1 protein-coding gene and 1 pseudogene are annotated in these 1005 nt (G+C 70.1%); both read right to left on the bottom strand.

Going from position 1 to position 1005, the window contains the following annotated elements; genetic code table 11:
* Positions 1-56: 56 nt before the first annotated feature.
* Entirely contained in the window at positions 57-875 is an 819-nt protein-coding gene (locus tag A5708_RS23595) for an SDR family NAD(P)-dependent oxidoreductase (protein ID WP_065030932.1), read from the bottom strand.
* Positions 876-1005 (bottom strand): annotated as a pseudogene (locus tag A5708_RS23590) (nuclear transport factor 2 family protein); the annotation flags it as partial.

Genomic DNA, 1005 nt, shown 5'->3' with positions numbered 1-1005 from the left:
CTCGCCGCCATCCGGTACGACGCACAGCGAACGCCCGAGGTTCCCGCCGGCGCGGGCTAGGTGTCGGGGCCCATGGCCGCGGCGGCGGCCTGCGCGAAGAGCTCGACGGCCTGATTGCGGCTCAGCGATACCAGCAGCTGCGCCGCGGCGCGCATGGTGTCGCCCACCATCAGGGTGGGGCCGTTGCCGAGGTTGTCGAACGCCTCGGCGACGACGTCGGACACGGCCGCGGCGTCCGGCGGCACCTCGTCGGGAGACCCGAGCAGACCGCGGGCGTATTCGAGTTCGCGCAATGCCGGCGTGTTGGTCTTGCCCAGGATGAGGCCTAAAACGTCGACGCCCTTGTCGTGGAGTTCGGCCCACAGGGCCTCGGCGAAGACCATGTCGAACGCCTTCGATGCGCCGTAGGCGACCATGTTCGCGCCGCCGGCCAGCCCGGCCCCGGAACCGAAGATGACGATGCCGCCGCTGCCGCGCTCCACCATCGCGGGCGCGTAATGGTGACATAACTGCATGGGCACCATGCAGTTGCGCTGCACCATCGCCTCGGCCGCCTCGATCGGATTGGCGAGGAAGGGCTCGAAATTGGGGTCGGCACCCGCGCAGTACACGAGCGTGCCGATCTCCAGGTCGCGGGTCGCCGCGGCCACCTCCGCGGCGGCACCCGGCCGAGCAAGATCGATTGCGGCGGTACGGGTTTGCGCCGACGTCTTGGCCTCGATGTCGGCCGCGACGCGGTCGAGTACGGCTTGCCGGCGGGCCAGCAGTACCACGTTGACACCGCGCTCGGCGAGCCCTTCGGCGAACGCCGCACCCACACCGTCGGAGGCGCCGGCCACCAACGCCCAGGGCCCGTACTTCGTCGCGAACGTCATCTAACCGCCTCCGACCGTGGTGATGCGAACCTGCGTGTAGCGCCGGCGGGCGATGCGCCACCCCACCGGCGTGCGCACGATGTCGTCGTCGTAGAACCCGATCGCGTTGACGCCAGAGTTGTTGTCGCCG

The organism is Mycobacterium colombiense (genome assembly GCF_001672755.1).
In the GTDB taxonomy this organism is placed as follows: domain Bacteria; phylum Actinomycetota; class Actinomycetes; order Mycobacteriales; family Mycobacteriaceae; genus Mycobacterium; species Mycobacterium colombiense_C.
Note: the sequence above shows the minus strand (reverse complement) of the source record. Positions and strands in the feature narration are given on the sequence as shown.